At 71.6% G+C, this 26,667-nt stretch carries 32 protein-coding genes and 2 pseudogenes; 2 read left to right on the top strand and 32 right to left on the bottom strand.

From position 1 onward, the window contains the following. The 7 genes from BUE44_RS38915 to BUE44_RS38910 form a co-directional block, all read right to left on the bottom strand. The coding region (locus tag BUE44_RS38915) for a transposase (RefSeq protein ID WP_235002583.1) at positions 1-209 on the bottom strand (209 nt) is incomplete at its 3' end. Positions 210-610: 401 nt separating this feature from the next. Further along, positions 611-1,345, bottom strand: a complete 735-nt coding sequence (locus tag BUE44_RS29550; RefSeq protein ID WP_073502076.1) for an ETEC_3214 domain-containing protein — start codon at positions 1,343-1,345, stop codon at positions 611-613. 183 nt (positions 1,346-1,528) lie between these two features. Beyond that, entirely contained in the window at positions 1,529-1,858 is a 330-nt protein-coding gene (locus BUE44_RS29545) for an esterase (protein WP_073502075.1), read from the bottom strand. A gap of 91 nt (positions 1,859-1,949) precedes the next feature. Beyond that, positions 1,950-2,162 (bottom strand): hypothetical protein, encoded by a 213-nt coding sequence (locus tag BUE44_RS29540; protein WP_073502074.1) that lies wholly within the window; start codon positions 2,160-2,162, stop codon positions 1,950-1,952. A 53-nt stretch (positions 2,163-2,215) separates the two neighbouring features. Then, positions 2,216-2,479: a hypothetical protein gene (locus BUE44_RS29535; RefSeq protein WP_073502073.1), complete on the bottom strand. Its 264-nt coding sequence runs from the start codon at positions 2,477-2,479 to the stop codon at positions 2,216-2,218. Between the two features lie 62 nt (positions 2,480-2,541). Next, the gene (locus BUE44_RS29530; protein ID WP_073502072.1) at positions 2,542-2,901 is read right to left on the bottom strand and encodes a hypothetical protein; all 360 of its coding nucleotides are present in this window, start codon (positions 2,899-2,901) and stop codon (positions 2,542-2,544) included. Positions 2,902-2,968: 67 nt separating this feature from the next. Then, positions 2,969-3,316 (bottom strand): DUF317 domain-containing protein, encoded by a 348-nt coding sequence (locus BUE44_RS38910; RefSeq protein ID WP_073502071.1) that lies wholly within the window; start codon positions 3,314-3,316, stop codon positions 2,969-2,971. A gap of 217 nt (positions 3,317-3,533) precedes the next feature. Here BUE44_RS38910 and BUE44_RS29520 point away from each other — a divergent pair, with 217 nt between their 5' ends. Next, on the top strand, positions 3,534-3,803 hold the full coding sequence (locus BUE44_RS29520; protein ID WP_073502070.1) for a hypothetical protein: 270 nt from the start codon (positions 3,534-3,536) through the stop codon (positions 3,801-3,803). Between the two features lie 7 nt (positions 3,804-3,810). On the opposite strand, the gene BUE44_RS29515 is transcribed toward BUE44_RS29520, so the two are convergent. The 22 genes and pseudogenes from BUE44_RS29515 to BUE44_RS36775 form a co-directional block, all read right to left on the bottom strand. After that, positions 3,811-4,155 (bottom strand): hypothetical protein, encoded by a 345-nt coding sequence (locus tag BUE44_RS29515; protein ID WP_073502069.1) that lies wholly within the window; start codon positions 4,153-4,155, stop codon positions 3,811-3,813. A gap of 215 nt (positions 4,156-4,370) precedes the next feature. Beyond that, complete coding sequence (locus tag BUE44_RS29510) at positions 4,371-5,207, bottom strand: winged helix-turn-helix transcriptional regulator (protein WP_073502090.1); 837 nt, start codon at positions 5,205-5,207, stop codon at positions 4,371-4,373. A gap of 44 nt (positions 5,208-5,251) precedes the next feature. Continuing rightward, the gene (locus BUE44_RS29505; protein ID WP_073502068.1) at positions 5,252-5,797 is read right to left on the bottom strand and encodes a hypothetical protein; all 546 of its coding nucleotides are present in this window, start codon (positions 5,795-5,797) and stop codon (positions 5,252-5,254) included. A gap of 20 nt (positions 5,798-5,817) precedes the next feature. Then, positions 5,818-6,972, bottom strand: coding sequence for a hypothetical protein (locus tag BUE44_RS29500; RefSeq protein ID WP_073502067.1), 1,155 nt, complete (start codon positions 6,970-6,972; stop codon positions 5,818-5,820). Continuing rightward, positions 6,969-7,640: a hypothetical protein gene (locus BUE44_RS29495; RefSeq protein ID WP_073502066.1), complete on the bottom strand. Its 672-nt coding sequence runs from the start codon at positions 7,638-7,640 to the stop codon at positions 6,969-6,971. Before BUE44_RS29495 ends, BUE44_RS29500 begins: the two co-directional genes overlap by 4 nt. Further along, on the bottom strand, positions 7,637-8,119 hold the full coding sequence (locus BUE44_RS29490) for a hypothetical protein (RefSeq protein WP_073502065.1): 483 nt from the start codon (positions 8,117-8,119) through the stop codon (positions 7,637-7,639). Before BUE44_RS29490 ends, BUE44_RS29495 begins: the two co-directional genes overlap by 4 nt. Then, positions 8,116-8,892, bottom strand: a complete 777-nt coding sequence (locus BUE44_RS29485) for a hypothetical protein (RefSeq protein WP_073502064.1) — start codon at positions 8,890-8,892, stop codon at positions 8,116-8,118. The genes BUE44_RS29490 and BUE44_RS29485 overlap by 4 nt, the downstream gene beginning before the upstream one ends. 58 nt (positions 8,893-8,950) lie before the next feature. Next, complete coding sequence (locus BUE44_RS29480; protein WP_073502063.1) at positions 8,951-9,721, bottom strand: glycosyl hydrolase; 771 nt, start codon at positions 9,719-9,721, stop codon at positions 8,951-8,953. Continuing rightward, a complete protein-coding gene (locus BUE44_RS29475) occupies positions 9,718-10,323 on the bottom strand; it encodes a DUF4913 domain-containing protein (RefSeq protein ID WP_073502062.1) in 606 nt (201 codons plus the stop codon). Before BUE44_RS29475 ends, BUE44_RS29480 begins: the two co-directional genes overlap by 4 nt. Before the next feature lie 160 nt (positions 10,324-10,483). Continuing rightward, positions 10,484-11,458 carry a DNA cytosine methyltransferase gene (locus BUE44_RS29470; protein WP_107415877.1) on the bottom strand — a complete coding sequence of 325 codons (975 nt, stop codon included), beginning with the start codon at positions 11,456-11,458 and terminating at the stop codon, positions 10,484-10,486. A 52-nt stretch (positions 11,459-11,510) separates the two neighbouring features. Next, positions 11,511-11,684: pseudogene (locus BUE44_RS39410) on the bottom strand (hypothetical protein); the annotation flags it as partial. A 1-nt stretch (position 11,685) separates the two neighbouring features. Beyond that, the gene (locus BUE44_RS29465) at positions 11,686-12,297 is read right to left on the bottom strand and encodes a hypothetical protein (RefSeq protein ID WP_073502061.1); all 612 of its coding nucleotides are present in this window, start codon (positions 12,295-12,297) and stop codon (positions 11,686-11,688) included. A gap of 92 nt (positions 12,298-12,389) precedes the next feature. Beyond that, entirely contained in the window at positions 12,390-12,965 is a 576-nt protein-coding gene (locus tag BUE44_RS29460; protein WP_073502060.1) for a hypothetical protein, read from the bottom strand. Continuing rightward, positions 12,962-14,119: a DnaB-like helicase N-terminal domain-containing protein gene (locus BUE44_RS29455; protein ID WP_073502059.1), complete on the bottom strand. Its 1,158-nt coding sequence runs from the start codon at positions 14,117-14,119 to the stop codon at positions 12,962-12,964. Before BUE44_RS29455 ends, BUE44_RS29460 begins: the two co-directional genes overlap by 4 nt. After that, entirely contained in the window at positions 14,119-14,322 is a 204-nt protein-coding gene (locus tag BUE44_RS29450; RefSeq protein WP_073502058.1) for a hypothetical protein, read from the bottom strand. Before BUE44_RS29450 ends, BUE44_RS29455 begins: the two co-directional genes overlap by 1 nt. Positions 14,323-14,357: 35 nt before the next feature. Next, positions 14,358-15,248, bottom strand: a complete 891-nt coding sequence (locus BUE44_RS29445) for an adenine nucleotide alpha hydrolase family protein (protein ID WP_073502089.1) — start codon at positions 15,246-15,248, stop codon at positions 14,358-14,360. Between the two features lie 38 nt (positions 15,249-15,286). Beyond that, entirely contained in the window at positions 15,287-15,739 is a 453-nt protein-coding gene (locus tag BUE44_RS29440; protein ID WP_073502057.1) for an XF1762 family protein, read from the bottom strand. Further along, a pseudogene (locus tag BUE44_RS29435) lies at positions 15,736-17,524 on the bottom strand (type IV secretory system conjugative DNA transfer family protein). The gene BUE44_RS29440 and the pseudogene BUE44_RS29435 overlap by 4 nt, the downstream one beginning before the upstream one ends. Positions 17,525-17,609: 85 nt before the next feature. After that, positions 17,610-18,218, bottom strand: coding sequence for a hypothetical protein (locus BUE44_RS29425; RefSeq protein WP_073502054.1), 609 nt, complete (start codon positions 18,216-18,218; stop codon positions 17,610-17,612). A 13-nt stretch (positions 18,219-18,231) separates the two neighbouring features. After that, a complete protein-coding gene (locus BUE44_RS29420; RefSeq protein ID WP_073502053.1) occupies positions 18,232-19,476 on the bottom strand; it encodes an ATP-grasp domain-containing protein in 1,245 nt (414 codons plus the stop codon). A gap of 77 nt (positions 19,477-19,553) precedes the next feature. Next, positions 19,554-20,816 (bottom strand): MFS transporter, encoded by a 1,263-nt coding sequence (locus tag BUE44_RS29415; protein WP_235002581.1) that lies wholly within the window; start codon positions 20,814-20,816, stop codon positions 19,554-19,556. A gap of 15 nt (positions 20,817-20,831) precedes the next feature. Next, positions 20,832-22,067, bottom strand: coding sequence for a hypothetical protein (locus BUE44_RS36775; protein WP_107415876.1), 1,236 nt, complete (start codon positions 22,065-22,067; stop codon positions 20,832-20,834). Positions 22,068-22,240: 173 nt separating this feature from the next. On the opposite strand from BUE44_RS36775, the gene BUE44_RS29405 reads away from it, so the two are divergent. Beyond that, positions 22,241-22,801 (top strand): HNH endonuclease, encoded by a 561-nt coding sequence (locus BUE44_RS29405; RefSeq protein ID WP_143172613.1) that lies wholly within the window; start codon positions 22,241-22,243, stop codon positions 22,799-22,801. Between the two features lie 144 nt (positions 22,802-22,945). Here the strand turns inward: BUE44_RS29405 and BUE44_RS29400 are convergent, their stop codons facing one another. From BUE44_RS29400 to BUE44_RS29390, 3 genes are all read right to left on the bottom strand, one after another. Next, positions 22,946-23,500, bottom strand: a complete 555-nt coding sequence (locus tag BUE44_RS29400; RefSeq protein ID WP_235002579.1) for a hypothetical protein — start codon at positions 23,498-23,500, stop codon at positions 22,946-22,948. A 145-nt stretch (positions 23,501-23,645) separates the two neighbouring features. Further along, positions 23,646-25,445: a vWA domain-containing protein gene (locus BUE44_RS29395; RefSeq protein WP_073502049.1), complete on the bottom strand. Its 1,800-nt coding sequence runs from the start codon at positions 25,443-25,445 to the stop codon at positions 23,646-23,648. Then, the gene (locus BUE44_RS29390) at positions 25,442-26,584 is read right to left on the bottom strand and encodes an AAA family ATPase (RefSeq protein WP_073502048.1); all 1,143 of its coding nucleotides are present in this window, start codon (positions 26,582-26,584) and stop codon (positions 25,442-25,444) included. The genes BUE44_RS29395 and BUE44_RS29390 overlap by 4 nt, the downstream gene beginning before the upstream one ends. Positions 26,585-26,667: the final 83 nt, after the last annotated feature.

Genomic DNA, 26,667 nt, shown 5'->3' with positions numbered 1-26,667 from the left:
GCCTCCGGCTGCCCGCCCCGGCCCCGCATCCAGCCCGGCACCGGCAGCAGCGGCCGGACCACGACCCACTCCGCCTCCGTCATGTCCGACGGGTACCGGGCCCGGCGCGTGCCGTTGTCGGCGGCGTTTCCGAACTGGTGCGCCAGGCAGTCACACCCCGGGGTGACGGAACTGGACTGCCCTGCCATCGACACGGAACACTCCAACACCGGGGCCTCCTGACGTTGTTCGTTGATTCGACACCACCGAACTGTTCAGAAGGCCCCACCTTTATGCGCCAACCCCGCAACCACTACCTGAACGGGAACCCCGGTTCGAACCGCATCCCGCACGGTCGGAACGACAACAGCGACTCAGGCCGAGGGCGGCTGAGAGCCAGACGTGACCCGCGCACGTTCTGCGGGTTCCGACCCCTGGCGGTGTGGCCGGGGAAGCCACGCCAGACGACGGGGCTCGGTGCTCTCCAGCTCCCTCAGCCGACGGCGGTGCCGACGGCGGTCCAGGACACCCGGCGGCTTGGCCAGGGTACGCACCAAGTCGTAGTCGGGGCCGCTGCGCGGTCGCTCCGGGAGAAAACGCAAGGGCGCCATACCCTGCACCATCACGCTGTTCACGACCGCGTGCGCACGGAAGTGGGCCAGCTCCCGCTGCCGCTCCGCGGGTAGTTGCTCGATGAGGTCACCCCGCAGGAAGGCGAGCCGTCCGGGCCGAGGCTGTCCATCGCGCCTGCCTCGCCAGCCGAGTACCCGGCCCCCGAGACCCCGCATGACCACGTCTGGTAGTTGCCGGCGTTTCCGAAGTAGTAACTCTCGTAGTAGTCGTGCCGACGTGCGCCCTTCCACGATGCGACCTCGTGAATGGAGGTGTGGTTCAGCGCTCTTGACAGGTCAGTCAGCCGCGTGCGGCCCAGTCTGACGTTCGTGAACTCGCCGTTGGAAAACCAGGTCGAGCCAACGCGAATTCTCGGCTTGAAGCTGTGGCTCGTCGTCGTAAGCGAGTAAGCGTGTACCTCTGAAACGCTGCTCCAGGTGACGAGGTACCCGTCCTCCGCCAGCGGCCACACCCGCTCGGTGACCGTGAAGTCACTCCACTCCAGCTCGCTCGAAACGCCGTCGCCAGTGAGGCGCTGCGCGTCCACCAGCAGCTCGAAGGCCGGCGCGCCGAACAGCGCCTCCACGTACTCAGGCCGCACGTGGGGCGCCAGCTTGGCGAAGTCCTTGCCCCAGACGCGCCGCCTGCCCGGCCCCGTACGCCACCAACCGGTGACGGTCCTCATGACGGTCATCGCCGCCACCACCCCACCCGCGATCTTGCTGACGTCAGCAAGCGTGTCCAGCGAACTCACGGAGAGAAGTGTGTACCCGCCGCGGCTGCCAGGTGGCCAGAAGGGTCAACATTCCTATTCAAGGGAGGACGTTGAGCGCTTGAGAGACTGGGGACCCGCTGTTTCGGGGGACATCGTGTCCACACGGCAAGGCCGCCCCTGCCGGTGGGCACGGGGCGGCCTTCTGCGGTCGCGGTCGGGGAGTCAGGCGTCGGCCAACTGGTTGGACAGGTTCAGGGCGGTGGTGGCGTAGGCGAGGGCGTGGCAGAGGCCGGCGACCTCGTACAGCGTGGGGCGGATCAGGTCGGGCCAGTCGTCGGGGGCGGCGGGCCAGCGGGCGAGCAACACCTCGGTGGTGGCCAGGCCGAGGTGGGCATGGACGATCCAGCCTGCGTGGGAGGCGGGTTCCCAGTGTAGGCGGATGCGACCGAACGGAAGTCTGGTGCCGCTGGTGGGGAGCCAGACCACGTCGAGGGGTCCGTCGGGGAGGCCGGAGATACGGCGGACGAGCGCGCCGCCGGTATCGGTCGGCATCGGCTGAAGGGCGAGCGTGCGCAGCGGCAGCGTGCCGGAAGCGAGAGGTCGCGTGGGGATAGGTGTCTCCTGGGCGGTGGGTCGGGCGGGTTCAGGTCCAGGCGAGGGCGTTACGGATCCCGGGCGGGAGGTAGCCTTCCTGGCCGTCCTCTGCGAGGAACGCGACACCGTCGCTGATGACGATGCTTGTGCCGAGGAAGTGGGCGAAGGGCCAGTCCGGATTGATGGCGAGGCGGATCCGCGGGTTGGGGTCGAGGTCCTGGAGCTGCTGGATCAGGTAGCCGACGGTCAGGTCTTGGGGCACGGAAACCTCCGAGAAGCGGGATGCAGGCCGGGGCAAAGCGGTGGGGTGGAGCGTCAGCGCATGTTGAAGGGGAGGACATCGCGCAACAACGGGCCCGCAGGTATCCGGTGGGTGGCGAGGTGGCGGCGGCGGGATTCGTTGACGTAGCCCTTGCCGGGTTGCTGCATCTGCCACTGCCCGCAGGAGCAGACGGCCTGGGTGTAGGCGCGATCGGGGCAGCCGGGGTGGAGTGGCTTGCCTGAGCTGGTGTGCTTGTGCTCAGGTGGGCACAGGGTGCCGTCGGTGTGGTGGTTGGTCAGCGGGGCGCGGAAGGCCACGGAGGTCCTCTCGGGCAGGGGCTGGTCGGCCCGGTGCGGGGCCGACCAATGGCGAACGGGTTTCAGCAAGCCAGCAGGAACAGGCGTTCCGCGATCGGCGCGCTCTCGTCGGCCACCGTGACCAGGCCCGTGCGCAGCAGGCGGAGTAGTGACCGGGCGGTGTCGACGTGGCGGGTGCCCATGGCATGGCTGATCTCGGGGAGACAGGCTCCGTCGGGCAGGGCGGCGAGGAGGGCGACGATGTCGCTGTCGCGGGTGAGGGACTGCTCGTAGGCGTAGTCCCAGGTGTGCACCAGGCCGTTGACGGTGACGACGAGGCTGAGCACGAACCCGGTGCTGTGCACCGGGCTGGTGGCCGCCAGGGTGAGGCCGAAGACGGTGACGGCGGGACCGCAGAGCCGGTGGGTGGCGTGTGAGAGCAAGGGCGATTCTTTCGCGCGGGCGGCAGTGGGCAGGGGCGGCCGGGCCGGTGGCCGGACCGCCGGTGGGTCAGCGGTCGGCGTGGCCGGTCAGCGCTTCGAGGAATCCGGCTACGGCCCGGCTCGGCACGTCCGGGCCGAACTCCTGCACCCAGGGCTCGCCCTCGGTGGGGGCGGCCCGGACGGTCCAGACGATGCCGCGCCGCCAGGCGGTCCGGTCCTCCGGCAGCCAGCCGACGTAGACCCGACCGTCCGGGCTGGTGCAGTGGACGTTGGCCTCCGGGGTGTCCACGAGTGCCCAGCCGCGTTCGCCGAGCAGGCTGAGTACGGGCTCCGCGTAACCGTCGCCGGCAAGGGAGGGGCGCTGCGCGACGACGGGGCGGAAGAGGGCGGGCAGGTTGCTGCCGGTGGTGTTCAAAACGGGACGGTCCCTTCGCTGACCTGCGGCTTTCCCGACACCTGTACGTTGACATGGGGTCTGCCGAAGTGCGTAGTCCTTTCCGGAGGGATCGCGTCTGCCGTGGGCGAACTGGACCCGATCACAGGAGAACCGGCTCGGCGGGGAATGGATCGGGGCGGCCGGTTGTCGTAACGGGGTTGCGGCGCACGGCCGTACGAGGCCGGAGGGGAAGCGCATGGCGGAGCAGGGCGGCAGACACTGGGACGGCGCCGGGCTGGAGCGCAAGATCCGAGCCGCCGGGCGGCCGTGGACGGTCGGCGACATCGTGATGGTGGCCGATGGCCAGTGGGCCGTGGATCTCACCGCCCCGGCGGAGGACGCGGCGGACGCGGTGGTGGAGCGCCGGGCTGCGGACGGGCGGCGGGTGGAGATGACGGTGGAGGAGCTGGCCCGCGCGGTGGGTGCCCGGTTCGGGGACGGCCACCGCGACGACACGATCGGCTGACTGAGCCTCAGCTCTCCTTCGTGGACGTGGCGGTGGTGCGGGCCGCCGCGTTCTGGTCGGCGATGTCCGCAGCGAGTCGGAGCACTGTGCCTACGGCTGGGTGTCCGAGCGGAGCCGCGGTGATGATCTGGCGGACGAGACGGAAGGCGGCGTGCGGGCTCCATACGAGCTGGCTGTCGGGGTAGGGCAGGTGGCCGTTGTCCATTTGAACGAGGTCGCGGCGGACTCGGCGGAGCGCGGTGACGTCCGCGGTGGGGCGCGGGCTGGTGCGAGCTGCCTCGATGGCGGCGTCGAGGAGCTGGCACAGCGCGGGGTAGGCGGGGGTCCATGAGACGGGGCGTTCGGTGGGCATGGGGAAGTCCTCTCGATGGTCGTGCGTCGTCGGACAGCGCAGAGAGACACCGTGGTGTGGTGGTCAAGCGGACCGCCGGGTGTGTGATCGTCCGGCTGCGGGGTGCTCATGAGGACCTGCTCCGGAGTGAGGAGGGGCCCGCGCGCCGTCGTGAGCGGCGTGCGGGGCCGCGATCGGCGGGACGCTGGTTCTGGTTCTGGTTTTGGGTATGGCGGTCACCTGCAGCGGGCGGGGGAGGACTGGGCGGTGATAGTGGCCGGCACCCGCGGTTGCGGGGCGGGCGCGTGGCTGAACAGGCCGCTCGGCGCGGCGGAGCTGCGGCGCAGGGCCGCCGCGGTGCGTATGCCGTCCGGGCGGGCCGCGATGGCGTTCTGGGTACGGATCACGGCCGGTGTGGGAGTGGCGGCGGGCAGGACAGCGGCGGTCGGGTCGCTCCAGTGCTCGACGGCGGCGTAGACCGGACCCAGGGCGCGGCCGGCGGCGGTGAGGGTGTAAGGGTCGCCGTGCCGGAGGCCGGCGCGGGCGACCAGGCCGTCGGCCTGGAGACGGACCAGGCGCTGCCGGGTGTAGGGGTCGTCCAGCCCAACCGCCTCGCCGATGTGGACGAACCGCATGGGTCCGGCGTCCAGGCCCTGGATCACGGCGGTGGTGTGGCGCAGGTGCAGTCGGCGAACCGCATCCTCGACGCGCTCGGCACCGGCCACACCGCCCGGCGGGAAGTGAATGTGCTGGTGGGACCAGTCGGTCAGGGCCTGGTGGACCGGGGCCAGCGACGTGCCGAACCCGCTGAGCTGGTACGGCGCTCGGAAGTCTTCGCTGCGGGTCACGAGGCCGTCGGCGTGCATCTGGGCCAACCGCCTGCCGACGAGCTGCTCGCTGACGAAGGGCAGTTGGCGGGCGATCTCCCGTACCCGCATCGGCTGGCGTGCCTGGGCGAGCGTCTGCACGACCCAGTTGGTCCACTTCGGTGCGATCAGGGACAGCGCGTCCTCGACGCGCTGGGCGTGGGCGGCGCCGGTCCGCGAGGTACTGGGCTGGGCGAGGGTGGACACGGTGTACTCCAAAGGGTCGGGAGGCGTGAAGATGAGCGGAAGATTCAGCGGGTGCGCTCGGCGCGGAGCTGCTGGAGGACGGCCCCGAGGCGGCGGTTGCTGATGTGGATGCCGCGGTCGCGCAGGGCTTGGCGCAGCCCGTCGCGGGTCAGGCGCGGTAGGCAGGCGGCGGCCCGGCGGGCGGCGTCCGTCACGTCCTGGTCGTTGAGAGCACGACCGGGCTGCTGGGACAACGGGAGGCGGGCGGCAGCGGGCTGGTCGAGCAGCAGCCGGACGTCCAGCAGGTCCCACAGTGCTTCGGCCTGGGACCGCTCCTGCTGCTCCACGCGCATGAGTTCGGCGATGTAGGGGCGCAGGCGGTCGTCCCCGGCGCTGCCGTCGGCGACGGCGTCCTGCAGGGCGCTGCGCAAGGTAGCGCGGGTTGCGCGGCCTTGCTCGCTGGTCTGCTCCAGATCGGTCAGGCGGCGCAGCACGATCGGCAGGACGGGATCGGTGGAGCGGCGGCGGGCGACCTCGCCCTGCAGGTGCTCCAGCGGGCGGCCGTAGCGGTGTTCGACCAGGCGGCGGGTGTGGAAGGCGGTGGTGGGCATGGGCGTTTCCTTCGTTCAGGTCAGCGGGAGCGGGTCGGGTTCGTGGGACCGGCAGGAGGTGGCTGTGCAGGGGGCGAGGGGAGGACATTTGGGGTGCTGCGGCTGAGGGCGGCGGTGGTACGCGGGTCCTGGGCGCATCCGGCGCGGAAGGCCGCCTCCCCGGAGCTGGTAAGGGACAGCTGCTGGCCGAAGTTCAGCGACGTGCTCTCGTCCCGCTCGGTCCAGCCCCGCTCCTGCATCGCCTCCACTGTCGTGGGGGCAATCCGTGCACCCGAGCCGGTCTCCACGCGCAGCCCTGACCGGAAGGCGCGCTCTTTCAGCAGCACTGCGCCGTGCTTGATCTCCTCCAGCGCCAGCAGCTCCTCGCGCGTGGGCAGCGGATCGACAGTCAGGTCCGAACCGGCCGCCGCCTGAGCCGGGTTGGCGTCACCGCGGGCGTCGGCCTCGGGGCCGGTACCGGTTGCGGCCGCTGCGTCATCGGCAGCCCGCAGGGCTTCCCGGCCCAGCGCGGTCAATGACAGGAGTTGTCCATGGGCGGGCGTCGCGGTTGTGTCGAGGTCGAGCAGGCCGTCGGTGATCATCCGCTCGACGGTCTGCGCCCAGATCGGGATGAGGATGCCGGTGCCGTCGGAGAGGTACCGGTCCTGCTCGGACAGCGCGCTCAGCTTCAAACGCAGCCCGCCGCGCTCGACCGCCCGCAGGGCCTGAAGCTGCCGATCACCGGCGACGGCCCAGTCGTCGTCCCGGCCCGGCGCCTCTTCCGCCGTTCGCTCCAGTTCAAGGCCGAGCCTCTCGGCGGCTGCGTCGCCGGCTTCGGGAAGCAGTCGTCGGTAGGCGGACACGGCGCCGAGTAGATGCTGGTAGGCCGAGACTCGGCGGCCGGCCAGGACTTCGAGCAGCGGGCCGGTGGCGCCCAGAAGCCCGTAGGAACCGCGCCCCAGTGGGGGCTTGCCCTCGACGACGGGCTGAAGCGAGGTGATCGCGGTCTGCGCGGCGCGGGTGAGGTCGCCGTGCAGGTCGTCGACCTCGTGCGCGGAGGTGGCGACGAGCCGGCCCACCATGTCCAGGGGCGATTGCGGTTCGTGGCGTTCGCCGAGTTCCCGAGGGTCCTCGATGCCGAGTTCGGCGGCGACCAGGTGCGCGCCGGGCCGGACGGCGGGGTCGTGGGGGTTCACCGGGCCGCCTCCATCCGGGTCAGCAGGGTGCGCACCAGCGTCGGCAGGCTGTCCGGGCCTTCGCCGATCCGCAGGTGGCCGCCTGCTTCACCCAGCACGTACGCCGCGTCTTCGGCCAGGCCGCTGGCGATCTCCATGCAGGCGTCGGTGATCCGGGCCGCGGCCAGCAGCGACCGCGCCAGCACATCCACGTATTCGCTGGACGTCAGCCCGGCGGACTCGGCGGCGGCACGGATAGCCGCCAGCTCCAGCACGCTGAACCCGAATCCCGTTTCCGCCGTTTCCGCCGTGCCGTCCTCCCGGGGCAGCAGCGGGACGAGTCCGGGCGGCGCGTCGGGGATGCCGACCAGGGTGCAGATCCGGTCGACGGCGTCGGTCAGCTCGGCCAGGGATTCGGCCAGCCAGCCCAGAGCGGCAGCGTAGGAGGCGAGCGTGAACAGCCCGGCCGGGGTGGCGGGCAGCGGCTCATCCAGGAACCCTTCGAGCCGGTCGGTCAGCTCGCCGACAACGACGGGGCCGGCGGCCAGTGCACCGAGTACGGGGTGCAGATAGGAGCGGGCAGCCGGGGTGGGGTACTCGGCGGTCAGGACCCCGGAGATGCTGTGGGCGGCGCCGGTGAGCAGATCGGCCAGCTCGGCGCGGGACAGCGGGGTGCGGTCGGTGGTCATCGGACGGCCTTTCGTGCGGCGGTCGGTGTGCTGGTGCTGTACGCGACCGACGCCGTGGATGTGTCGGAGGTGATGCTCGCGGCGTGGGGGGAGCGGGCTCGTGCGGCGCGGATGCGGGCCGCGGTTGCCGGGTCCGGGGGCGGGGTCTGGGTGCGGCCGGTGCGGTGCTGGGCGGTGCGGTAGACCGCGTAGTCCGCGCGGGGGCCGGCGGCGACCAGGTACACCTCGCGCTCGTGCTTCGAGGTGGCCGGCGCGGGCCGGAAGTGCACGACCAACCGATGAGAAGCCCAGTCGGAACCCACGCCGAGGATGACCTTGTGGAACCCTTCGAGCCGGCCCTCCAGACGCTTGGCGACGAGTTCGCCGTTGACGAGGTCCTGCAGGTGCAGCAGCGCCTGGTCGCGGATGGGTTCGGGCAGAGCGCGCAGGTCGGCCAGAGCGTCGGGATGCGCTGCGAAGGCGCGGCGGGGCAAACTCACCGTGACCTCCCCGGACCCGGCTGCTGCACCGTGCTGGTGGACGGCGCGGGAAGGGTGTCCAGACCGCACGCCTCGACACGCGGAGCACCGCTCGACCTGGCGAGCGCGACGCGCTCACGCCGGGCATCGGCGGCAGGGTGGTCTTCGGGCGCCGGTGGCAGCGGGGTGCTGCGATCCTCCAGCCAGTTCCGGGCCGTGTCCTCGTCGGGGAACGCGCCCTCGCGCACGGTGTAGGTCCGGTTCGCGCCGTGGAGTTCGAGGAAGACACGGATGGGGTTGCGCTGTGCGAGCGTGTCGCGGGCGAGCGTTCCGCGTTCCCGGGCCAGCCCGCTGTCCTCGTCGTAGAAGGTCCAGATGTCCAGGACGCTGTACCGGCTGGCGGAGGCACGGATCCGGTCCCCAATGAGGGCAGTCGCCTCGTCAGCGGGCCCGATCGTGCCGTCGCTGTCGTGCTCGAACACGTCCTGGGGACAGCCACGTTCCACCAGCCACGCCTGCGCGAAGGGCAGGCTGGCGTGGTACTCGGCCCGCATCGTGTAGATGGTGCGCGCCAGGTCGCGGGTCACCAGCAGAGTCGCGATCTGCGGTGCTTCGTCTCCCGCGAGGGAAAGCGCATTGTGGTCATAGGCGGCGTAGTAGCTGACGGAATCGGTGCCCGTGGTGTGGTGGTACTCGGACAGGACGGTGATGTCGCAGTCCCAGGCGCCGCTGTGGGTCTGGCTGGACTCGGCGTCGGCTGCTGCGAAGCCTTCAAGCCGGAAGTCGAAGATCATGCGATGCTCCCGGAAGCCGAGGGAGGAAGCTCGGGCAGACGTGCACGACGGGCGAAGGTCACAGCGACCTCCCCGACCCGGGCTGCTGGACCGGTAGAGGCGAAGCGGCGGGCAGAGTGTCGAGGCCACAGGCCACCCGCGGGCCGGCGTAGCCGGCGGAGCGGGACAGGGCGGCGCGGGCACGCACAGCGGTTGCGTCGGGCTGTTCATCGGGCGCCGGCGGCAGCGGGGTGCTGCGGTTCTCCAGCCAGTGCCGGGCGGTGTCCTCGTCGGGGAACGCGCCCTCGCGCACGGTGTAGGTGAGCGCCTTCTCATCGACCACTTCGAGGAAGACCCGGACCGGGTCCACGGCCGCGCCGCTGTCCCGCACCAGGGTCCAGTTCTCGCACGGGGCGGAGTCCCTGGTCCAGGTGTCGATGACGTCCCAGCGCCGCCCGCCCTCGCGGATCATCTGCTGCACCCGCAGGGTCTGCTCGTCGGCCGCTTCCACGAAGTCGCCCTCGGCCAAGGTGATCTTCTCGGGCGGGCAGCCGCGCTCGATCAGCCAGGCTTGAGCGAACTGAACGCTGGCGTGGTACTCGGACTCCAGGGTGAAGGTGCCCAAGCTGAAGTCGCGGGCGACCTTGATCGCAACGATCTGCGGCGCCCCCGGTACACCCCAGGTGGCGGAGGTGTCGTGGGCGACGACGTAACTGTGCGAAGCGTGCGGAGCGGTGTGGTGCTCGGCCAGGACCGTCAGGTCACCCAACCACAGCACGCGCTCGGCCTGCTCGGAGGCGAGGTCGGCGGGGCCGAGGTCGTCCAGGGCGAAGTCGATTTCGGCGGTCACTGAGCACCGCCCGCGGTCACGGGTGCCGGAGTGGCCAGCACGCGGTGCGTCGGGCGGGCCGGACTGGTGGTGCATGCGGCGAACGGCCCGTCAGGAGCGCGCAACTGCAGCAGCGTGTGGTCGAGGTGGTCGCGGTGCCACGTGGAGGGACCGGACAGCCCTGCCTCGGCGTCGGTGAGCTGCTGCCAGGCCAGCCACAGGGCGTGCAGCCGGGCGACGGCCTCGGGGTGCTCGTACCACTTGGCGCACCACGGGCGGGTGGTGCTGATCTCCCGGCCGTAGATCGGCAGGAACAGGTAGTGCACCCAGCCGGCGAGCGCGGCCAGCTCGGTGGCGTACGCCTCGCCGCCCAGCGCCAGGATGAACACACTGGCCGGGCCGCTGTCCGGCGTGGGGTCGGCAGCCACGTCATCGGGTCCGGCGTTGTCGGCCGGCTCGTCAGGGGTAGGGGGCTCGGGTTCGGAGCCGAGGCGGTCGAGGATGACGCCGTGCTGGCGGACCTCGGCCATGGTCGCGGCCAGCGTGCTGGCGAGGTCGTCGAGGTTCTCGTCGGCGACGCGGAACGGCTCGGGTTCGGGTGTGGCCGTGGTGGGATCGGACATGGCGCTTCCAGGGGGATGGGGGAGCAGGTCGGAGGCGGTGCGCGCGGGGGCGGGGTTCTTCTGGAGGCCATGGCGGTGCTCCTTGGTGAGGAAGTGGGCATGGGGAAGAGGATGCGGAGAATCGGGGATTTGGCCGGTCCGGGAAAAGGCGGTAATGCGGCTACGACCGGGTGCAGCGGGGGCAGCGTGGGAACGGCGGGCGAAGCAACTTCACTGCGTGGGCCGCCTGTTGGGGGATGACGCCGTTGCCGAGCGCGGTGAGCTGGGCAGGCCGGCCGAGACCGGGCGTCGCCGTCACCCAGCCTGCGGGCAGCCCCTGCATCCACTCCACGAACTCCGCACGCAGCCGCCCGCCGTCGTCGGTGGGTGCTGGTGCGGGGCGGGTGAGGCTCTCCCATCGGGTGATGGCGGCGCCGTACGGCCCCCACCGCCCGCCCCTCCCTGCGTATCCGGACCTGTCTCCGCCCACAGCGGCAGGACCATTGCCGACAGCGGTGGCCGCCAGCCCCTGTCCGGCCACCGCCCCGGGATGCCGGTGCCGCTCTCCCTCGGGGTGGGCAGCAGAGAGGCCGCCGCCGAGGGAAGGGTGAGGTCGCCGTTGCCGTGCCGCTGGTTCGGCGAGCCCTTGATCCCGTCCGACGCCTTCGGGGTCGGCAGCAGCCACTCCACCTCGTCGGCCAGGTTGGGCCCGTGACCACCGCTCTTCCTCTTCGCCGGATGCTGGCTCCCGCCGTTCGAGGCGATGTTCGACGTCGGTGTTTTGAGCAGGGGTTCCGGCGGGCCAGGCCGCGAGGAAGGCCCGCTCGCGCCTATGTGGGGCTCCGATGTCGGAGGCGCGAAGCACGAGCCACCGTGCGTCGTACCCGAGGTCGGCCAGGGAGCCGAGTACGGCACCAAGTGCCCGCAGAGCAGGCTGGGCTGGGTCGTCTCCCAGACACCACGGACAGAATTCCACGTCGCCAGCGGGATGGGCGGCGGGTGAGGTGAGGAGTCCTCGGACATTCTCGATCACCACCAGGCAGGGGCGGAGGGCTTCGACCGCACGGGCCACGTGCAGCCACAGCCCCGAGCGGGTGTGCGCGTTGAGACCGGCGCGGCGGCCGGCGACCGAGACGTCTTTGACAGGGGAAGCCAGCGGTCAGCACGCACACCCGGGGCACGCTGGCCCAGTCGACGACGCTGATGTCGCCCAGGTTGGGCACGCCGGGCCAGTGGCGGGCCAGGACGCGGGAGGCGTCGGCGTTGATCTCGGCGTGCCAGGCCACGGTGCCGCCGAGGGCGGCCTGCACCCCCAGGTCCAGGCCGCCGTACCCGGAGCACAGGCTGCCGATCGCAGGCCCGGCCGCTGACTGGGCGGGCATGTCAGCGGCCCTTCGCGGTGCCGGGTGCCACGGCTGAGGGCGCTGGGGACGGCGGGGTTGCAGGTCCCGGGGCGCTCTGTCCGGCCCGGGAGGCGTGGGGCGAGCGGGCGGTGGCCTGTGCGTGTGCGTGTGCGTTTGCGTGCGCGGGGGACGCTGCCAGGCGGCCTGCTGAGGTGCGGAGATCGTCGGCCACGGACTTGAGAATCTCGTCGGCCGCCTCGAAACAGCCGGTAATGATCTCGCCTGCCTGCAGGCGGGAGTGTTTAAGGACCGACGAATTGTTCAAGTGGGCTGGGCGGGTGGTGAAGTTGAAGTGCGCGATCTCGGCTTGCGCGCGTCCGAGTTCGGTCACGGCCTCGCCCAGCGGAGGGAGGGCGGCGCTGTACGCCTCGACGGCCTTCTTCCCGTCTGCGGCGAACCTCCCATCGGTCAGACGGTGTTTGACGTGGTCACTGACCGAAAGGGTGATCGTGGCCAGGGTATGGACGTACAAGGACACCTCGCTCAGGGACGGGACAACAGGGCCACGGTCCAGGGCGCGCAGGTGGAAGTTGAGCCGGTCGATCTGATTGGCCGTGTCGTACAGGGCCAGGGCCTCGGTGGTGCTGGACATGGCATGTTCCTCTGGGAGTTGATGGCGGGTGGGGCCACTTGGGCTGGGGTGACAGGTGTCCGGCCGGGGCTGTCTCGCGGATGGCCGGTGCGTCAACGCCTGCGCGCCGGGTTCGGCGGTATGGGCGTGCTGGACTCGGCGGGGGATACGGCGGCGCTGCCCATGGCGGCGCCGTCAGCCTGGCGGCTGCGGGCGCGGGCGGCGCGCAGGAGTTGTCCGGCGGTATCGGTACCCGTCAGGTGCCGCAGGTAGCCGCTGGTCTCGGTCAGGTTGTCGCGGGCGGTGGTGAGCGCGGCGGCGATCCGGGCGCGGGCGATGGCGGTGTCCGCGTCGGGGTGGCCGTACCGGTCCGCGAAGTGGCCGATGAACAGGTGGGCGTTCTGGGCTGCGGCCAGTGCGCTGACCGCCCGCCCGGCGGCGCCGACGGCGTGGCACAGCTCCGTTGCGGTGGCCGCGAGGGAGGAGCGGTCAGCGGGTGCGCATCCGGCCAGCTCAGCGTGGGCGTCGTGGAGCGTGGAACCGAGGCGGGCGGTGAGGTCGACGACGGCGGTGAGGGGCCCGGACAGGCGGTGCGCGGCGGGGTCCTGGGCCCTGAGGGAGTGCAGCACGGCATCGAACTCAGCGGCGAGGAAGTCGAGTTCGGTGTCCGGCTGGTGCGGCTGATTCATGTGTGGCTCCGGGAAGGCGGACGCACCGGCGGCACGGCAGGGGGTGTGGCGGGTGCCCCGGGTGCTGGGGCGGGCGGGGTGCTGCGGGCGCGGGCGGCACGGACCTGGGCCGGGGTCGGCCCGGCGGCGGGTTCGTTACGGACCGCGGGCGGTGCCGGCGGGCGGGTGCCGGTGGTCCAGCGCTGCCGGACCTCGGCCAGGACGCCGAGGGCGGCAAGGGCTTGGTTGATGAGCTGGCCGGGGGCCAGGGCGTCGGTGGCGGACAGGTCGCGGATGGTGCGGGCGGTGGCGGCGGCGGTCCGAAGCAGCGCCGAGCGGGCCACCTCCTCGCCGAGCCACTGGGCGCTGCCGGGCCCGACACCCTGGCAGATCGCGGTGATCTGCTCGCCGGTCACGGTGCCGTCGGCGAGCAGGCCGCGCCGCTGTGCCTCCCACAGCAGCGTGACCTGGTCGATGGGTTCGCCGCGGTGGTGCAGCGCGCCGAGGCAGCGGTAGAGCTGGCCGTGCGCGGGGTCGGCGAAGTCCTGGGGCCGCAGCCAGCCGACGACCTCGCCCATGCCGGACGGCCGCTCGGTCAGGGCCGCCAGGAGCAACTGCTCGTCGTCCGAGACCGCCTGGGCCCGGGTCGGCAGCGGGTCGGCGGAAAGGATCGGAGGCGCGGGAGTGACGGGGCGCGGTTCGGTGCCCCAGCGCCGGGCGAGGTCATCCAGCACGGCGGCCAGTACGTCCGCGTGGTGGAGGGTGTTGTCGACTTCGCCGCGGACCATGTCGGCACGGGCGATCTGATGGAGGCGCACTGCGTGCTCGGTGACCGTGCGGTGGATGGCGCCCTCCAACACCATCCGCCCGTAGACCGGGGCGTGTTCGGGGCGGGGACAGGCCGAGACCAGGGTGTGCGCGTACCCCGCGGTCATGCCGCGCGTGTGCCGCTCGGCTTCGGCGACGGCGTCGCTCACCCAGGCCAGCGGCACCGTGCCGTCGGCGGCCAGGTCCGGCTGCCCCTTCGACCGCAGGTGCCGCAGTGCGGCGAACAACGCCTGGTGGGCGGGCCGGTAGAAGTGCTCCGGCTCCAGCCAGTCGAGGTGGTCGAGTTGGCCGGGATCGAGCAGGACCGCGCCGAGTACCGCCTGCTCGGCCTGCAGCAGCGGCCTCATCACCGGCCCCCGGAACGCGGGGGCAGGGCGGCGACGGCCCGGTCGGCGGCGGCCATCGCCACCGCGAAGCGGTCCAGCTCGACGGCGAACGCCCGGTCGGCGGGAACGCTGCCGGCACTTGCAGTCAGCAGCCACCGGCCGCCGCGCCGCATGACCGGCAGATCACCGAAGGGCCAGGCGGGGGAGGAAACGGGGGAGGACATGGGCGCTCCAACAGGCAGGAAGGGGGAAGGGGTGGTCATGCGGTGGTGTCGAAGTCGTCCTGAACGGGGACGCCGGAGCGGCACGACCACGGCGAGCAGCCGTCCGGCTCACCCAGCTCCAACTCCGCCTCGGCCTCCGCCGGGGCATCGGAGAGGTTGTCCTGTGCGGCGGCCCGCTCGTGCGCGGTGACGTGGTCGATCGGGGCCTGGTCCAGCGGCACACGGCTGCGGTGCAGGAACGCGGTGCCCAGCAGCGGCTTGCCGTCGGCGTTGGCCCGTGCGTTGCCCGCGCGGATCGCGGCGTCGAACTCCACGACGTCCGCCCACTCCTCCGGGCTGGTGTCGCGCAGGGTCCTCCACTGCCGATTGCCGTGGTACGGACAACCAAGGCACGCACTTTTGGGCGTTGAGCCGAAGCCCCGCTCGCGCAGCAGGCGCTGGCAGTCGGCCCGGGACAGGCCCAGGTCGATCAGCGGGAAGCGGTTGCGCATGTACGCGACGTCGGTGTCCTTGGCCCGGTGGAACTCATCGGTGCTGATGCCGATCCACTGCTCGACGAAGGTCCCCTTGGGGATGCGCTTCGGGTAGGGGTGGCCGAGCAACTCGCGCACCTGGATCTTGATCGGCCGGATCTTGTACTGCCCTGTGCGACGTGACATGCCCATGCCGTTATCGGCATTGAGGATGTGCAAGGGCATGGAAGCGAACCGCTTGCCCGGGTCGAGCGCGTCGTCGCGGATGTTGCCGGAGGAGACCCGCAGGATGGGGATGCCCGCGGGCCGGGCGACTTCGCGCTCGATCCGGTCGAGGTGCTCGTAGACCGCGCGGGGCTCCCAGCCGGTGTCGGCGAAGATCGCCGCATCCAGCTTGGGCAGGCGGCCTTCGGCGGCCAGCAGCAGGAGGCTGGTCGACTGCCCCGCGCCCAGCGACAGGACTCGCAGCGCGGGAGTTGTGGATGCGGTGGTCACGGCGCCTCCCACAGGGTGCGGGCGATGTGGTCGGTGCCGTGTGAGGTCCTCGGGCGGGAGGGGGTGTGCCAGCCTGGCCTGGGGCGGCGGTGGGCGATCACCTTCCAGTCGGCGCCGCGCAGGCTTGCGCCGCTCTCACCGTCCTGGGTGTAGGTGATCAGCCGCCGGTATCCCAGGGACTTGGCCGCCCGCCAGCATGCCCCGTACATCAGGGAGTTGGCGTTGGGGGCGCCGTCGCTGGCGGTGCGGGTGACTTCGAGGGTTGCGCCGTCGTCGAAGTGGCGGGCCACGGGGCGGCCGGCCACAGCGACCGCCCGGAGTACACCCTCGTTGTCGGCGGCGCCGACGGCGAAGAACTGCCCGATCGTGGGGGCGTGGTGGCGGTGCCAGGCGGCGATGAAGTCGCGTGCGTCGCGGGCACGCACTGGTACGAGGTGCAGTGCGCTCATGACGCCGCCTCGAAGTCGTCGCGGCCCAGGCTGGCCTTGGCGAGTGCGCGTTCGGTGATGGCCTGGGTGGCGGCGGCCGAGGCCGGGCTGATGGCCTTGGCGGAGGGTTCGGTGTACCAGGGGCGCAGGTCGAGCATCGCGGCGCGGATGCCGGTGGCGAACAGCAGAGCCTTGCCCTTGGGCAGGGCGCGGATCGCGTCAGGGGGCAGGATCCGCTCGGTGCGCATGCTGACAGAGGTGGACTTGCCCGACTCCGAGGTGCTGACCGAGGTCGTCTGCACGTCGTGGTCGCCGATCATCCGGGACAGACGGTCGGCGAAGTCGGCGTCGTCGATGCCCGATCCGATGACCTTGATGGTCGCGGCGGACCACAGGGCGTCCATGCCGGCCTCGCCCCAGCACTTCTGGCCCTGCCGGTAGGACTGCAGGATCGTCATCGGGATGACACCCCGGCTGCCCAAGTGCGAGTACAGGTCCGGGAGATCCGAGATCCTGCACACGTTGGCCGCTTCGTCCAGGACGCACAGTGCGGGCGGGTCGAGCCTGCCGCCGGAGCGTTCGGCGACGACGACGGCCGAGCGCATCACGGCGTCGGCGGCAGCGGCGATGATCGCTGAGGCGGAGCCGCCCCCGTCCTTACTGAGCAGGTACAGCGTGTCGCGGGAGGTGGCGAACGCCGCCGGGCGGAACTGCGGCAAACCCTTGGCCGGGGTGACCCAGGCGGCGACGTCCGGATCGAGCAGGCAGCTCGCGTACTGCCTCGACGTCTCGTAGATGCCGTCACGGGTTTCGGTGGCGCCGGAGACGGTGCCCTGGAGCTGGGCGGCGACCGCGTCGTGTCCCGCGTCGGTGAGCAGATCCACCGGGGTGCGGTCGGCCGGTGAGGCGAGCCAGGCCAGGACATCGGTGATCGGCCGCCGGTGCGAGGCTGCCGCCAGGAAGAGGGCGCCCAACGTGTTGGATGCGGCGGTGGACCAGAAGTCGGAGCCGGCGGACTCGTCGACCGAGGCGGCGACGAAGTGCCCGGCGAGGCGCTTGGCTCCGGCCAGGTCGCGGGCGTCGGCGAGGATGTCCCACCACATCCGCCTCGGGTGGTGGGCGATCTGCTGCGGGTCCAGCGTCCAGATCGTGCCCACGGCCGTGCGGGCGTCCACCGTGGCGGTGAAGGCGTCGTTCGCGGCTTTGTTGGAAGTGAGCAGGACCGGGCCGGGGGCGGCGAGGATCGCGGGGATGGCCAGGCCGGAGGTCTTCCCGGAGCGGGGGGCCATGATGGCGACCAGGACGTCCTCCCAGCTCGCGCGGACCTCCGCCCGGCCGGGGGAAAGCGTGCCGAGGAGGATGCCGCGGTCAGCGGGCGCGACCTCTTTTACCCTCCAGGTCGGCGAGGCTCGGCCGCAGGCCCTGCGCCTTGGCGGTGATCTCCTTGGTCAGCAGGGGGGCGAGATCCGCTTTGCGCGCCAGGCCGTTGGTGGCGCCACCGTGTATGCGCAGCCACAGGACGCAGGCGCTGATGACGAGGGCGACGGTGAGCAATCCGGGGACGATCCGGGCGCCGATCAGCACGGCGGTACCGCTGAGGTGTGGCCAGAGCGCATCGGGGTGGACCAGGGCGTCGGCGGCGTGGAACGGTGCCCAAGGGCCGCCAACAGCGGTATTGGTGAGGTTGCCGGTAAGCCAGGCCAGGGAGCCGAAGGCGAGGGCGGCACCGAGGATGCCGAACAGCAGGTAGAGGAGTGCGTCGGTGCCGGTGGTGGTCGAGGGGGCGCGTGTGCGCGGAGTGGGCATGGCGGAGTCCAGGTGGAGGTGGTGGGCAGGACGGACCGGTGGCGGCGGGAGGGTCTTCTGGTGCGGATCACAGGGGGCCTGCTCCTCAGCGGGTGCGGTGGATGGGGGACGTGGCGGTCGGGGGGACTGGTGTCGCGGACTGCTCTGTGTGGGCTGTGTCGCGGCCTGCTGCGGCAGGTGAGGTGAGGGCGGCGGCGTCCGGGAGCGAGGGCCGGTAGCGGGCGATGACGTCGGGAACCTGCAGGTCGGTATCGAGGTCCGGGTCGAGGATCACCGTGAAGCCGGCGGAGGCCAGCGCGCCTGCAGCTGCCGTGCAGTGGGCCTGGTGCACGGGCCAGGGTCCGTCTGCGGTGAGTTCGTGGCTGGTCAGGCCGGGGGCGCTGACTTCGACGAAGCCCAGCTCTTCGAAGACCTCACAGGCGGCTTCGTTGATGCCGGTGCGGGTATCGGCCCGGATGCTCTGCCGTTCCCAGTGGAAGATCACGACGTCGACGCCGTAGTGATCAGCCCGGTTGATGTCGGAATCCAGCGTCGGGAGGCGCCCTTCATGGAGCGCTCCGCGGTCCGGGCCAGAGCTGGTGGCATGAGCTGGCGCATCGACGCTCGCTGTGGGCAGGCTGCGGTGGGCGAGGCGGATGTTGTGGGCCATCGCAGTACCGATCGCTTCGCCGATGCTGCTGTAGTACTCGGTCACGATGTCCTCCGGCTCACGTGGTGTGGGGCTGGACGACGGTCAACGTGAGACGCCCGGTGAGGTCGGCGACACGGCTGTGGGCACGGGCCGGGCTGTCCGCGGTGACGATGAAGAACCCGACGCGGGCGGTGCTCGCGTCCCCGATCGGGGGGAGCGCGACGTGGTCGCCGGCGTCGTGCAGCCAGGACACCTGCCGCAGCCACGGCGGCTGGACGCCGGCCTTGACCGGCAGATGCCGGGTGGTCAGCGTGCCCGTCGCGGGCGCGTAGAGGATCTTGACTGCGGCTGTACGGGTCTTCGTGGGAGTAAGAGAGGGAACGTTCCCGCAGGCGATGTCCGCGGCGATACGGGGCAGGTCAAGGCCGGTCGCGAGACGAACCAGCTTGCCGATGAGGTCGCCGCCGATACGGGAGTTGACCTCGATGATCCGCGGACCGGTCGAGGTCAGGCGCATCTCAACGTGCTGCACCCCGTCGGAGATGCCGAGCGCACGCACCGCCTGGACCGCCACGGGTCCGACCTCGGCCAGCAGCGGGTCGTCGGCGGTGACGGTGTGCCCGGTCTCCTCGAAGTACGGCGCGAAGCCGACCTCTTTGCGGGTCACGGCCAACGGCGTGGTGATCCCGCCGACGGTGGCGCACTCCACGGATATCTCCGGCCCCGAAAGGTACTCCTCGACCAGCACGCCGTAGCCCTCGGCGCCCTGGCCGCCGGCCCCGGCGGAGGCGAACACCCACGCGGCCGGCAGCTCGTCGGGGCGGTTCACGCGGACCACTCCGATGCTGGCCGCGTGGGAGGCGGGCTTGAGGACGACGGGGAAACCGGTGCGGTGCGCCACCGCTGTCGCATGCGCGAGGGTGTCCACGCAGGTCGACATGGCGGAGGGCACGTCGTGCTCGGCGAACCGGGCGCGGCTGGCGGCCTTGTTCCGCGCTGCGTTCATCGACGCGACGGTGTTGCCGGGAAGGCCGAGGCGGGCCGCGAGCGCAGCGGTGGGTGCCAGGGAGTATTCGTCCCAGGTGACGACCCCGGCGATGGCGTGCCGTTCGGCCAGCGCGAGGCCCGCGGCGACGACGGCCTCAGAGTCGCGGGTGTCGGCGACCTCGTGGTCGACGACCAGGTGCTGCTGCCAGGTCGGCGGCTTGCTGTCGATCAGCGCGACGTCGTAACCGGCGACGACGCTCTCCAGGCAGTAGCCGCGATAGACCGGGTCGGTACCGGCAACGGTGATCAGCAGCGGGCGGGTCGATCGGGACATGGGAAATCCTCCAGAAGGCGGGAGTTGGACAAAGACAAGGCACAGGGCAACGGGGCTTGGATTCGGGACGGTGGTGGTCACGAGGCGTCCGCCGGCTGGACCGCGTCAGTGCGGTGCGCTGCGAGTACCTGTGGGGGCGGTGCTTCGCAGGCGGTGCGGTGGCGCCGCAGGCCGGCGAAGCACGCGGCGAGTACCAGGCCTTGGAGCAGGGCGCAGGCCAGCAGCAGGTGCGGAAGACCCGTGGCTGGCACTGCCGCGACCAGGGCGCCGGCGACTGGCAGTGGCAGCAGCACCAAGATGATCGTCACCGCAAGGGTGGAGCCGAACGCGGTGGGTGGGATGAGGCGGGCGCGCAGGGTGCGCAGGACGACGGTGAGTGCGCCTTCGGCGGCCATCAGCACCGCGACAGCGGCGGTGTAGGCGGGGAAGCCGGGTGCGAGGGCGACGCCGAGGCAGGCTGCGGTGGATACGGCGGCGGACACGGCGCCGATCGGCCACACTGACCAGCGGTCGATGGCCCTCCGGGCAGCGATCACGGTGAGCAGGGAGGCGACGGCTGCGGCGCTCCACACCGCGCCGACGTCGGCGGTGGAGTAATGGAAGCGGTGGATGACGGTGATCGGGGCTGCTGCCTGGAGCACTCCGCTGGCCAGATTGGAGGCGGCGAGTCCGCCGATCAGCCAGGCCAGTGCCGGAGTCCGGCGCAGGGTCCGCCATCCGGTGACCAGGCTGCTCGGCGCACGGTGTCCCTCCTCCGGGACGCTGTCGTCCTGCGTGGCGGCGGCTGCGGTCATCGCCAACAGCGCGACCACGGCCAGCAGGACGCTCGGGCCGGCCAGCAGCAGGAGACCGCCCAGCAGCGGGCCGACGAGTACGGCGCCTTGGTCGATGCCGGTTTGCGCGGCCTGCAGACGATGTACCTCGACGTCCAGACGGCGGCCGGCTTCGGCGGCGAGGGTCTCCACCGCGACGAAGGAGACTTCCGCCAGCAGCCCGGACACGGCTCCGAACACCAGGACAACCGTTGTTGTCGCGGCTCCGGCACTGGGCAGGGCGGTCAGCAGTGCGGCAGCCAGGGCGACCAGGATGGCACGGGCGAAGTTCGTGATGCGGAAGGCGCGGGCGGCGCCGAAGCGGTCGGCCAGGGCACCGGCGAAGGTGAAGGCTGCCAGGCGCGGTGTCCATTCCAGCAGGAAGGCGATGCCGGTCAGGGCGGTGGAGCCGGTGGTGATCAGCACCAGCAGCGGGATGGCATAGGTGGCGGTGGTGCTGGCCAGGGCGTCGGCGGCCCGCATGAGGTACAGCAGCGTCAGGCTGCCGGAGCGGCGGAGGTCGGGCATGGAGCGCATCCCCGGTCACCGGGTCCGGGGAGCGGAGTCGCGCACCGGGCCGGCGGGCGGCGCCACGGCCGACACCGAGGGGATAGAGTTCCCCGCCGACGCCTGGGCTGCTGCGGGCGAGGTCGCCAGCGCGGCGCTGCGAGCGTCGTACACCGCAGCCGACCGCGCCGCTGCGTGCTCGTGCGCGGGGACAGCGATCCGGCGCAGTTCCTCATCCGCGCCGAGGAGTTCGCCCTGCGCTGCGGTGATGAACTCGGAGGCGAACCCGAACCGGTCGGCGAGCTGGTGCGCCTCGTCGTCCAGGTTGATCTGCTCCCCGGCCGCCTCCAGCGCCTCCCGCACCCGCTCCACCACGCCGTACTCGCCGTGAAGGAGCGGGTCGAGCGCGCCTGCCAGCTCGGCACCGCTCTGGGCGCCCCGGATCCGGTCGATGATGGCCAGGATCTGGCCGCCGAGGGACTGCGGGTCGGCAGGAGCGGTGTCGAGAGCGGGGTCGAGGTCGACGGCGTACCGGGCGGCGCGGAGCATCTGCGCGGCGTGGGAGGCGACGGCCGCCTGCTGCTCCCGTCCCATGGAGGTCGGCAGGCGGTGGCGGGGGCCGTGCCAGTCGTTGGCGTAGGCGAATCCGGCGTGGTTGAGGAGAGATTTGGCGAGGCTGTCGCCACCACGGGCGACGACGCTGCCGCTCGGCTCGGCGGCGATGGTGACGGTGATGGGCATCGACTTCTCCGGTACGGGGGTCGTGGGCTGGGGAGTGGTCGGCAGGTGGCCGAGTTCGGCGGCGATGCGCCGGCACTCGGTCTGCAGGCGGAAGGCGTCGCGGTAGGCGTTGTGGAGACGGCCGTCCTCGCGGGCGAGGGTCGCCACCACGTGCACCTGGCGGGGCTGGTTGCGCAGGGCGATCCAGCGGCAGGCGTCTGGATCGCCGCCGGGCGCGACGGTGACCGCTGCGACCCGGCGGGCGACCTTGGCCCACTGGGCGTCGGACAGATCGCGTTGGCGAGGATCGGAGCGGACCGAGCAGACCCACACCGGCCGCTCCGGTGCGCGGGTGCCGAGGCGCTCGACGGGCGCGTCCAGGGCGTGGGACAGGTAGGGCAGGGTGTCGGCGTGGGTGAGCAGGCCGATCGGAGCGCCGTGGCAGTCACCGCCCACCACGCGGGGGTTGCTCTGGTCGCCGCGCTCGCCCGGCCCGTAGAGGTAGGCGAGCAGACCGGCGGTGTTGCTGGCGCGCTGAAGGTGGGCGATCACGGCGTTGACCTCTCCGGGCGAAGCGAAAGAACGAGCCCGTGGATGGGCTACCGGGAGAGAGAATCCGCGCGATCCGCGATTTGGCCCGTCCGGAAACCGGTGATAGAAGCCAGCGCCCTGTCCTCCGCTGTCAGTGGTGCCCGCTACGGTTTCTGGGAGCAGGGGGAGGGCTGTTGAGCCGCAAGAAGCAGGAAATGTGGATCAGGCTGATGGTGTTGATCGCCAATATGGGGCGCTGTGTCTACTGCGATCACGCCGAGTCGCAAGTGGTTGACCATGTTGTGCCGTTCAAGGGCCGCGGGTCGGAGCACTGGCTCAATCTCGTGCCGGCCTGTGAGCCCTGTAACGTCAATAAGAGCGCCAAAGGGGTACTTGCGTGGGTGGCGGAGCTTGCATATCTGCGCCATGCTGCGGAGGCGAGTCCGTACCCCCATGGAGACAAGGGCATCTGGTGGATGCGTGAAAGACTCGACAACGACTTCGACGAAGTGATAGCGCGCATCGAAGGGGTCAAGGCTGAGCTTGAGGATGAAGCGCGTCGCGACTGGTTCTTCGAGCACTTCTGGAGGCTCAAGAAGAACGATCCGGCGTACCTATGGCGTGGCTGGGCGCAGAGGTGGGCGGACAAGGCCCGAGAGGAGGGCTGGCCCAAACCGCCTCCCAAGCGCATGAGGATCACGCGCAAGTATTTCGGACGGCTCTTCGAAGAGATTCCTGCCGACGAGACCGTGTGAAAGCGCCGACCGGGGCTCGCGGCCGGACACCGAATGTCCTCGCTGGCGTTGCTGGAGAGGCCGGAAGGCCCCACCGGATACAGCCGTGATCACGAGCGTCGGCGGCGCCTGGCGCCCCGCCCCGAGGCGGGGCACCAGAGCGGGTCAGAAATACGGGTTCTCGGTCGGGCGGTCGGCGTCGGTTGCCGCGTCGAGCAGCTCGGCGAGATCACCCGGCTCGGAGGAGCGCTGGTCGATCCACCAACCTGCGCGGGTGACGGTACGCGCCTTGTCCTCCGTGGCCTCCCATTCCGCCTCGATGATGTCGCCCTCGATGACGAGGGCGGCGTAGGCGGCGGCCAGGATCTGATGCCGGCAGCGGACACCCCAGGCGACCGCGCGCTCGGTGCCCTCCAGCGGTGGCATCCGGTACCGCGCTGACCAGGCTTCGGACTCGGCCTGTTCCTCGGCGCGCTTGGTCTCCAGCCACTCCCGCGTGCTTGCGGCGTCGCTCTGGTGGGCGTCCTTCCAGCATTCGGTGCACGGGCGCTCGGTCAGCCAGCGTGCGAACCCTGCGCGCTCGTCGGCCCGCCGGCCGCCGAGGTCCCGCTCGGCCATATGTCCGCAGGAATGCGTGATCTGGTAAATCGTTTTGACCCCCGGGGAATTCCGTTTGATGGGGTTTACATTCGAGGTCGGGCTGCTGGTCTGGGGCTTCATATCGAGTGCCTTTCGTTGGCGGTTGGGGTGGTGGCCTGCGTCGTTGCGGAGGGTCGTGCATCAGATGCACGATTCATGCGGCGGACGGAGGTGGTCTGGAGTGCTTTGCGGTGGTCTCGGGGACGCTTCCGCCCTCTGCGCCGTCTCAGCGGGTCCTGCGAATAGCGTCTGTGGCCGCCGTGGCGATGGCGGCGGGAGCGCTGGAGGGCTGGGTCAGGTGCAGCAGGGTGGTCCCCGGCAGGTGACGGGACTCCGCGGTGAGGGTGAGCTGGAGTACGGCGCAGCCGGCGGTCGTGAGCTGCTTGACGCGGGTGACGGCTTGAGCGGTTTCGTCGCTGCCGTACCGGGCGTCAGTGACGATCACGAGGAGGCGGCCGGCGCCGGGGCGGCTGAGTTCGAGGCCGTGGTCGAGTGCGTCGATGGCGTCGCCGAGGTTGTGGTGGCCGCCGTTGGCATCGAACGTCGTCACGCGCTCCGGTGCCCGGTGGGTGGGCCGAGTCAATGCGGTCAGGTGCTGGTCGTAGGCGATGGTGGCGGTGAGGGAGTCGGGGTCGGTCAGGGCTGCTGCGCGTGCCACGATCCAGGCAGCGGACGCGACGGGCGCGCAGGCGGCACGCATGGAGCCGGAGACGTCGACGGCGATCCCCACACGCAGGGGTGGGGTGGGGGTATTCCGGCGGCGGGTGTGGGTGAAGGGTTCCGCGGTGGGGACCGACCCGGCCGCGCGCTGAGCGTCGCGGGCGAGGGCCGCGCGCATGTTGAGGCGGCCGGGCGGGGTGGGGCTGGTGGTCCGCTCCTCGGTCCGCTCGCGGTAGGCGGCGGCACGCAGGGCGCGGCTCAGGCGCGCGGCGGCGCTCTGCTCGGCGGCGGTGGGCCTGCGGGTGCCGGTGACCGGGTTGCCGTAGGGCGCCGGTGTGCCGTCGGGGTTGACGGTGGTGCCACGGGTGTTGAAGACGCTCTTGGCGGTGGCTGCGGCTTTGCGTCGCTGGCCGGCCCGCTGGGCGCGGTCCTGAGCCTGCGCCTTGGACTGCGCGGCCGTGGCGTTGGCCGCTGCGGCCTGTGCCGCGAGGTCGGCGGCGTCGGTGGCGGCCGCACTGTCCATGACGACCCCCACGGCGCCGGACAGCAGATCGGTGAGGTTCTCCGGCACGGGCAGGGCGGGGGCCGCGGCGTCCAGAGCGTCGCACCATTGTTGAGCGTGCGCGAGCATGGTCGTGGCGTCGTGGTCGGCGCACTGGTGGGCTGCGCTCCAGATGCGGGTGAGGGTGGCCAGCAGGTCTGAGCCCAGCACCTTTTCGCACAGATCGGCGACGGCCCGGGTCTCGCCGGCCTCCAGGATGCCGACGCCACGGCGGCCGAGGATCAGGGCCGCCACGCCGGCGGCGTGCTCGATGCCCTGGAGGGTGGGGTGGGCGATGTCGGGCATGACCAGGGTCCGGGCACTGGTGCGCAGGTACGTGCGGTCCGTGGGCCGCGTGATCAGGTGTGCGCCTTCGACACGGCTCTCCTCCAGCAGGAGCGCGGCCTCGACGACACGGGGGTCCGCTCCGGCAGGCGGTGTCCACACGGAGTGGGCCGCATGCGCGGCCTCGTGGACGAACACCCCCCAGGCGGCCGGATAGTGCTCCTCGTCCCCCACGATCCGCGGATGGATCTCGTGGGGTTGGAGCGGGGCGAACAGGCCGGCGTCGAGCTCGACCTCGCCGAGGGTGGGGAAGAACGCGGCCGGTGCGCCGCTGCGCGTGCCGGGACGGCAGGTGACGAGGAGGTCCTGGCGGCCGGAGAGCGCGACCAGCCGATCGCCGAGTTCGGCTCCCACACGCAGCCACGCGGCCGGGGAGGAACGGGGCTGCGCGGGCGGGGCGCCGTCGTCCTCCCAGCGCGCGAGATCGACGTCGTCGTCCCGGGCGGTGGCGGGGGACTGGACGTGGTGGTGGGCGCTCATCGCGAGCGGCCCTGGTGCGCGGAGACGGTGCTGCCCGGGGGCTGCCGGACGGCCGAGGCGGGGAGCTGCTTGCCGAGGGTGAGAGGCGCGATCTTCTTGACGCCGGCAGTCTTCGTGACGGCGTCGGCGACGGCGTCGCGATCCTCCGCAGGAGCGATGCCGACCAGGTTCGCGAGCGCGGCCTGGGTGCCCAGGACGGCCTCGGTCTTCTGATAGCTGAGCAGCTCTCGCAGCTGGGGGGCCCAGCCTAGCTCGCCGAGTTCGACCTGGTGGGCGAGGTGTCGGGCGACCCTGACCACCCGGGCATCGATCTTCAGCGCCAGGGCGAGGTCATAGTCGGTGCCGATCTGGATCTGCACGCTGAACCGGCTCGCGAGCGCCTCCGTCAACACCGCGCCGTGGACGCCGGGATTGTGGCCCGCCACCACGTAGAAGCCCGGCTCGGCCTTGATGGTCTCGCCCTTGTGGGCCTTGACCTGGATCTGCCTGCGCCCGTCCATCGCGGGATACAGCGCCGCCAACACCTTCGGTGAGATCAAGGTGGCATCGTCGATCAGCAGGGCGCGGCCCTCGGTCATCGCGGTGACCAGCGGACCGTACTGGAAGACGTAGCCGCCGCTGTCTCCTTGCGTGTACTCGCCGATCAGGTCGCCGACCGTGGTGTCGCCGTCCCCGGCGACGGTGAGCAGGTCCGGGAACGCGGCCTCGACCAGACTCGTCTTGCCGGTGCCCGGAGGGCCGTAGAGCAACACCGGCACGTCGGCATCGCGCAGGCGGTTCAACGCCTCGACGTCGGGCAGATCGGCCAGCTCCCGGGGGTGGTAGAGCTGACCCCCCGCGCGACGGATCGGGCCGGTCTGCTTCGGCGTGGCTGCTGCGGGAATGGTCGTGCGGGCCGTGGCCGCCTGAGCGCGGGAAGAGTGGGTGCCCGGCGGGCTGATCACAGCGGTCTGCGCGGCTGCGGCTGTCTTCGCATTCGCACGGAACTCCGGCTGTCCGCTTCCGCCCTGGTCGGCCTCGCCGCGTCGCACCAGGGTGAGGGCGGCGTTGCGGACGGCGCCGTGGGAGTGGCCCAGCTGCCGGGCCATGCCCCCGATGGTGAGCGCATCTGCCGGCCGGTCGGCCAGCAGTCGGGCCACCTTGGCCCGTAGTTCGCCGCCCTTGGTGCGCGCTGGACTGGTAGGCGGTCCGGGTGTGGTCACAACGAGGCTCCTTCAACAGG

Origin of the sequence: Actinacidiphila paucisporea (assembly GCF_900142575.1) — a bacterium.
In the GTDB taxonomy this organism is placed as follows: domain Bacteria; phylum Actinomycetota; class Actinomycetes; order Streptomycetales; family Streptomycetaceae; genus Actinacidiphila; species Actinacidiphila paucisporea.
This window is presented reverse-complemented; position numbering and strand designations above follow the sequence as displayed.